This is a genomic window from Mesorhizobium sp. P2_C7 (assembly GCF_056404515.1).
Genome location: NZ_JBFUDW010000036.1, coordinates 1 through 6514, shown reverse-complemented (window position 1 = coordinate 6514; position 6514 = coordinate 1). Strand labels below are relative to the sequence as shown.

The 6514-nt window shown below is 61.7% G+C and carries 6 protein-coding genes and 1 pseudogene; 6 read left to right on the top strand and 1 reads right to left on the bottom strand.

Annotated elements, in window-relative coordinates; all coding sequences use genetic code 11:
* Positions 1–272, bottom strand: a pseudogene (locus AC1D2G_RS34270) (hypothetical protein); the annotation flags it as partial.
* Positions 273–274: 2 nt separating this feature from the next.
* Here AC1D2G_RS34270 and AC1D2G_RS34265 point away from each other — a divergent pair.
* From AC1D2G_RS34265 to AC1D2G_RS34240, 6 genes are all read left to right on the top strand, one after another.
* Positions 275–1060, top strand: a complete 786-nt coding sequence (locus AC1D2G_RS34265) for a homocysteine S-methyltransferase family protein (RefSeq protein WP_477419600.1) — start codon at positions 275–277, stop codon at positions 1058–1060.
* A 185-nt stretch (positions 1061–1245) separates the two neighbouring features.
* Positions 1246–2151, top strand: coding sequence for an SMP-30/gluconolactonase/LRE family protein (locus tag AC1D2G_RS34260; protein ID WP_477419598.1), 906 nt, complete (start codon positions 1246–1248; stop codon positions 2149–2151).
* Between the two features lie 101 nt (positions 2152–2252).
* The gene (locus tag AC1D2G_RS34255; RefSeq protein WP_477419596.1) at positions 2253–3398 is read left to right on the top strand and encodes an alpha-hydroxy acid oxidase; all 1146 of its coding nucleotides are present in this window, start codon (positions 2253–2255) and stop codon (positions 3396–3398) included.
* Positions 3391–4080 carry an RraA family protein gene (locus AC1D2G_RS34250; protein WP_477419594.1) on the top strand — a complete coding sequence of 230 codons (690 nt, stop codon included), beginning with the start codon at positions 3391–3393 and terminating at the stop codon, positions 4078–4080. The genes AC1D2G_RS34255 and AC1D2G_RS34250 overlap by 8 nt, the downstream gene beginning before the upstream one ends.
* Positions 4081–4722: 642 nt before the next feature.
* Positions 4723–5010: a hypothetical protein gene (locus tag AC1D2G_RS34245; RefSeq protein ID WP_477419592.1), complete on the top strand. Its 288-nt coding sequence runs from the start codon at positions 4723–4725 to the stop codon at positions 5008–5010.
* Between the two features lie 478 nt (positions 5011–5488).
* The coding region (locus AC1D2G_RS34240; RefSeq protein WP_477419590.1) for a transporter substrate-binding protein at positions 5489–6514 on the top strand (1026 nt) is incomplete at its 3' end.

The window sequence follows — 6514 nt, the reverse complement described above, 5'->3', positions numbered from 1 at the left end:
GGAGCGACTAGAGTAAATAGCTTTTGGTCAAAGCAGCAGGAATCTGCCGTCGGTGGCGGAACGCGGCATAACCATTGACCAGACAAACCGTCCGCCACCAGCTTTACCTCAGGCTTTCGTCCTTCTTGAACTCGAATAGCTCGATGACGTTGCCCGATGGATCTTCGAGCAAGATGGCGCCCGGCACCGCCGTCGCTGATTTCGCCGCGGAATCTTGCATCAGCCCGGCGTAACCGCTCAATGAGGACATCGACCTCGTTCGTAATGATCATAAATCGGTTCCACCCGCCCGGAAGGATTCGGTGTCATAAACGAGGGCCTTCACTATCGGGCTAGCCGTGATTGGGGCGAATTGATCGGCTACTCCCGCGAAGGCCTGGAGGAGATTAACATTCGTGGCATCGAGTTCTACAAGAACTTCGCTCGAGAATACGACAGTCCTGAAACGCCCATGATCGTCGGGGGAGTAATCGGGCCAAGAGGTGATGCTTACAACGTAGGCCGTACCCCGGATGCAGCGGAGGCCGAGGATTACCACTCCGAACAAATTCTGACCTTCAAGAAGGCCGGAGCCGATCTGATAACCGCACTGACATTGTCTGCCACAGAAGAAGCAATCGGGCTGGCTCGTGCGACGAAGGCGGCAGATATGCCAGTTGTTGTATCGTTCTTCGTTGCAAGGGGCGGGAAACTAAAAGGTGGGGAGACCTTGGAGGAGGCAATTGCAAAAGTCGACGCCGCGACCGACGCCGCCCCGGCTTACTACATGGTCAATTGCACGCATCCAACGGAATTCGAACCGGGCCTGACCGAAGGTGACTGGACCAAGCGGCTAGGGGGCTTCATGCCAAACGCCGTCGCAATGGAAACGCTTGATCTCTGCAAGCTCGGGCATCTCGAAGATGGTGATCCCGAGGAACTCGGCGGCCAGATGGCCAATCTTGCAGCGCGCTTCTCTCACATCAATGTCTGGGGCGGATGCTGTGGCACCGATAGTCGACATATCGGCCAGATCACCAGACAGGTCGGGAAGCTTCGAAGGGCAACGACTGCAGAATAAAACGTGAGATTCCGCGATTACCGCCATGCTTAGCGGGCGCAGACCGCAGGGTTCGCAGCGTCGGAGTAAGACCACTGGTAGGCTACCTGCCTTTTCCCACGCAAGCCGCATCCGGGCATGAAACCGCCGCCAGGCTGGATTGTACCCGACAAATCTTGATAGGCTGCCGGTCTGGAGATCGCACGATGAACGAGGTTGAAAAGCTGGCGGTCGAGGTTGTCGCCACCGGCCTCGGCTGGCCCGAGGGCCCAACGGTGCTCCCTGACGGGCGCGTTGTCATCGTCGAAAGCTATCGCAGCCAGCTGACGGCCATAGATCATGATGGAATCGCTCGCCAGTTCGCATATGTTGCGGGAGCGCCCAATGCCTGCGTTCTCGGATCGGATGGCTTGCTCTATGTCTGCCAGAACGGCGGCACGACCGGACCTTGGCGGGCCGCGGAGATGACAAAGCCATCGATCCAGCGAGTTGCGGAAGGCGGAAAGCCGGAAATCCTGCTGACCGAAGTTGCAGGCATTCGGCTGAATGGTCCAAACGATCTAGTATTTGCTGCTGATGGCCGGCTTATCTTCAGCGATCCTGGCACATACAACCCCAGGAATCCGGACCCCAGCTACATCTTTGCCGTCAACCCCGATGGCAGTGCGTACCTTGCTCTCGGCTTCGACGAACCGACCTTCCCCAATGGAGTGGCGGTCGAGGCCGACGGCTCGATCGTCTGGGGCGAGTCCTATACAGGGTGCGTCAAGCGGCAGCGTCCGGATGGTTTCGTCGAAGACCTTGGCCGCTTGCCCGGGACGAACCCGATCCCCGACGGGCTTAAGATCGGTGCCGATGGCCGCCTTTACGTTACGGATATAGCCGCCAACGGAATTCATGTGCTCAGACCGGACGGCACAGCGGAAGGGTTCTTCGTTTGCGGCAAGGCAACGACCAACTGCGTCTTCTCGGGCGAGATGCTCTGGGTGACAAATGCCGGCGTGCTGGCGACCGGCAGCGCCCCCTCCTTCGAGGGCACCCTCTGCTGCATGCGTGTTCCGGGAGGCGGTGGACCGACGCACCACGGTCGCATCGGTGGTAAGAAGCCGTGAGTAGGTCCTCGACCCTCTCGAACCTAGCCCCTTTGGTCAACGGCGGTGCCCCCGTTGCGGCATCGCATGCTTCGCCGGCAGCGCTGAAGCGCCTGTACAGCGTGGCCGCGGTCCGCGACGCCGCGCGGCGGACTTTGCCGCGCCCGGTGTTCGACTTCGCCGACGGCGGCGCCGAAGATGAGCGAACGCTGCGCCGGAACGAGCGGGCTTTCAACGAGGTTGCCCTTCTGCCGCGACCACTCAATGGAGCGGCAACAAGGGATCTTTCCCTAGACCTCTTCGGAGCGAAGCTTGCCATCCCGGTCGGCATTGCGCCAACCGGCCTGGCCGGTCTGTTCTGGCCCGACGGCGAATGCGCAGCAGCCCGAGCCGCGGCAGCTGCCGGAACCTTCTACTGCGCCAGCCACGGCTCGACCTGCACGCTGGAGGACATAGCGGCCACTGGGACCGGCCTGCGGTGGATGCAGGTATTCGTCTATACCGATCGCGGCTTCACCCGAGAAATGGTGGATCGTGCAAGTGCGTCGGGATACGACGCGCTGGTGCTCACCATCGACAATCAGATGCTCGGCAACCGGGAACGCGACATCCGCAACGGTTTTGCTATCCCGCCGCGCTTCGGCGTGGCCGGGACGCTTGCCGCCGCCACCAAGGCGGCGTGGCTGCTGCGTATGCGCACTCGACTCCCGAAACTGACTTTCGGCAACTACGCGCGTCGCGACGAGACCGCGACGGTCGGCTTGCTGGCGGGCCGCATGGCCTCACTGCTCGACCCCGGCCTCTCCTGGGCCGACGTCGACTGGCTGCGCACCGTTTGGTCCGGACCGTTGTTGCTGAAGGGCATCCTGCATCCCGTCGAAGCCACCGAGGCCGTGGCACGCGGAATCGACGGCATCATCGTGTCCAATCACGGCGGACGCCAGCTCGACGGCGCCGCCGCGTCGCTGGACGCGTTGCCGGCAGTTGTCACAGCTGTCGACGGGCGCATTCCGGTGCTGATTGACGGCGGCATCAGGCGAGGCTCCGACGTCGTCAAGGCTTTGGCGCTCGGCGCCTCCTGCTGTCTGATCGGTCGGCCGCAGTTATGGGGGCTCGCGGTCGCCGGCGAGGACGGTGTGCGACACGTGCTCGAACTCTATCGCAAGGAGATCGACCGGGTCATGGCACTGATGGGGGCACGGAGCCTGCGCGACCTCGGGCCGGACTGTCTTTCGTTCATTCAGGCTACGAGGCCGCCACATGATTGAAGACCCGCCACTGCTCACCATCAAGCGCCGTTTCGAACGGCCTGCAGCAGAAATCATCAGTGCCTTTTCGGGCGTGCCCGTCAGCCACGTCGTCGACGCCATGGGTGGGCGCGGGGCCTTGCACCATGCAATCAAGCCCCTATCGCCAAGTACTGCTACATTGGTCGGCGTCGCCGTGACATGTCACTGTGGCCCCGCCGACAATCTCGCTTTGTTTGGGGCGTTGGATGCCGCCATAAATGGCGATGTCATTGTTGCGGCCACCGACAGCTTTGCCGGTGCGGCAGTCACTGGGGATCTCGTGCTCGGCATGGCGCGGAACAAAGGGATCGCCGGCTTCATCACGGACGGCCTCGTCCGAGATGTTGTTGGTATCGAGGCGGTCGGGTTGCCGGTTTACTGTGCCGGGGTCATCGCAAACTCGCCGGCGCGCAATGGTCCAGGCACTGTCGGATTTCCGATAGTGCTGGGGGGAGTGACTATCTCGCCGGGAGACATACTGGTTGGCGACCGCGATGGCGTCGCCGTGGTGCCCCGCCTGGAGGCTCAGACAGTGCTGGTGCGGCTCGCAGCCGTCAGGGCGGCAGAGCAGGCTCTTGATGCCCAGGTGCGCCAAGGTTTGGAAATGCCCGACTTCGCCCAGGCCGTCCTCAAGTCTGACAGAGCGCGCTTCGTTGATTGAAATGGAGTCGCCGAATTGCAGAAGAGATCTGACGGGACGACATGATAAGCCGACGAAGTGGCACCCACCGCGAGGGTGCGACGCCCCAGAGTCATATCAGTGTCGGTACTGCGGCTTGATGACCAAGCCAAGCAAAGCCGAGGCAAGGTCTATGGGCGGGGCTACATATGGAGCTCCAGCAAGACATACGCTTTACGTGATCGGCATACTTCCGCCAAGGGTGGCATCGAGTCGAAACAAGCTGGAAACAGACCTGGCGGCCAGCGGAATTGGTCGGTTACGAGATCGAGCTATGCCTAGGCCATCGGGGCTTCGCGTCACGTCAAAGGCGGCTGATGCGTTGGAAGCCACTACCGTCCTAATAGCTTCCACGAGAGGAATTAGCTATGCGATCCGCAACGGTTATCTCGTCGTTGCTCGCGCCGGCTCTATGGGCGGTTCATCTTTTGCTCGTCGTCTGGGGACTTAGCGCTGCGGCACGGTCCGAGCCGGTGTTTTGTTCCAGCGGTTCATCGATCCTGGCGACATCGAATCAGACAACGGGGACCGCAACGGCATGTCCGTTTGTGCTTGCGGGATCATCAAGCAATGGATCGGGGTGATTGGACTTTGGCTTTGCGAACTCAAAGGTTCGAGACCAATATGGGTATCAAGCTCGATGCGGCATTCCGTGCGGCTGGATTGCCCGCGCCCTCAATGCACATGGAGGCGGTCGTTGGGGGAACCAAGGGCGGATTCGAATGGTCAAACCAGACCGCCGAACTCATTGTCACGATGCTGCCGGAAATCCAGAGCCGGGGAGTTGCGACGGCCGCTGAGGTCGATATTGAAACTTTGGGACAGCGCATGCAGCGCGAAATCGAGGCGGGTAGTGTGATCGTGAGTCGCTCGGAAGTGGGCGCCTGGTCGCATGCCTTGAACAAGCCATAACAAGACGGGAGCGACAGGTAGTCCGTAACAATCCTTTCCTGGCTACCATCTCGAACGACTGCTTCGCGCCTCATCTCGGTCGTAGAGGTCAGCCTCGACGCTTCACGAAAGCGGACATGCTTGCGACCACTTGGAGGGCGTGTTCAAGCCAGAATCGGGCATTTCCCCTTGCCGGATTGTAGGCAGTCGATCAGCTCGCATTCTAACCTGGCAGCCTTAGGTAGCCCGGCCGAAATGCAGACTGTGGACTGACGTGCATGCTCCATCTCGAGCCGACCGTCTTATGAGCTAACCTCCAAGCTATTCCATTCGAGCAAGTCGCCGTTGACAACTGTGCGCCTGCTCGTGTTCTATTTCGCAAGCGCACATTTTTCCGCGTAACACATCGCGTCCGGCAAGGCCGGACAAGGGCAGCATGGCCCCGCCGCGTCTCATCGAGCATGGGGTGCGTGTGGGGCCTTTGTTTTTTGAGGTCCGGGTGAAGACGTTCAGGGTCGGTATTCTTTTTTCGACCACCGGTCCCTACGGGGCGATCGGGCGCGACTGCCGCGCCGGCGCCGAATTCGCCATCGAGGAACTGGAGAAGGCCGGCAGCCCCGTGCGCATTGAGCCGGTGTTCGGCGATCCGGCCGGACAGCCGGAACGCTACCTCGATCTGATCCGCACCATGCTGCGCGACGAGGGCTGCCGCAATGTGATCGGCACCATCACCTCCCTGTCGCGCAAGGACGTCATCCCGCTGGTCGAGAAGTATGACGGGCTGCTCTGGTACATCTGCCCCTACGAGGGTTTCGAGGCCAACGAGAATGTCATCTACACCGGCGCCTGTCCCAACCAGCATCTGATACCGCTGTTCGACTATATGCTGCCGCGCCACGGCAAGCGCGTCTATCTCGCCGGCGCCAACTATGTCTGGGGCTGGGAGATGAATAGGCTGGCGCGCGAGCTTCTCATGCGCGCCGGCGGCGAGGTGCTTGGCGAGCGCTGTCTGCCGATCGAGGAGACCGAAGTCGGCCTACTGATCGCCGATCTGGAGCGCCACCGGCCGGACTTCATCCTCAACAACATGATCGGCCCGTCAAGCTATGCCTTCCTTGCCGCCGTCAAGCGGCTGGGCGAGCGCGATCCCGCCTTCGCGCCGGAACGCTGCCCGGTGTTGAGCTGCGACCTGACCGAATGCGAGCTGGGTGAGATCGAGCCGGGCGTGGCCGTCGGCCAGTTCTCGACAGCCTCTTATTTCGAAAGCCTGGCGTCGTTCGAGAACCGCGGCTTCAAGCAACGCGTCGCCGCCCGCTTCGGCGCCGAGCGTCGCGTCTCCAGCTTCTTTGCCGGCGCCTACGCCGCCGTGAAACTTTGCGCCGAGGCGGTGTCGGAGGCCGACCGCGACGACCCTGCCAGCGTGCGCGGTTTCCTGCATGCCCGGCCGCGGCAGACTGTGCTCGGCACGCTGGCCATCGATCCGCGCACCAACCACGCCGCCTTGCCCTTCCATCTGGGCCGCATC

What these genes read in the sequence shown, in the direction of transcription:
- AC1D2G_RS34245 (WP_477419592.1), top strand. Translation starts at nt 4,723, where the DNA reads ATGGGTATCAAGCTCGATGCGGCATTCCGTGCGGCTGGATTGCCCGCG.
- AC1D2G_RS34260 (WP_477419598.1), top strand. Translation starts at nt 1,246, where the DNA reads ATGAACGAGGTTGAAAAGCTGGCGGTCGAGGTTGTCGCCACCGGCCTC.
- AC1D2G_RS34250 (WP_477419594.1), top strand. Translation starts at nt 3,391, where the DNA reads ATGATTGAAGACCCGCCACTGCTCACCATCAAGCGCCGTTTCGAACGG.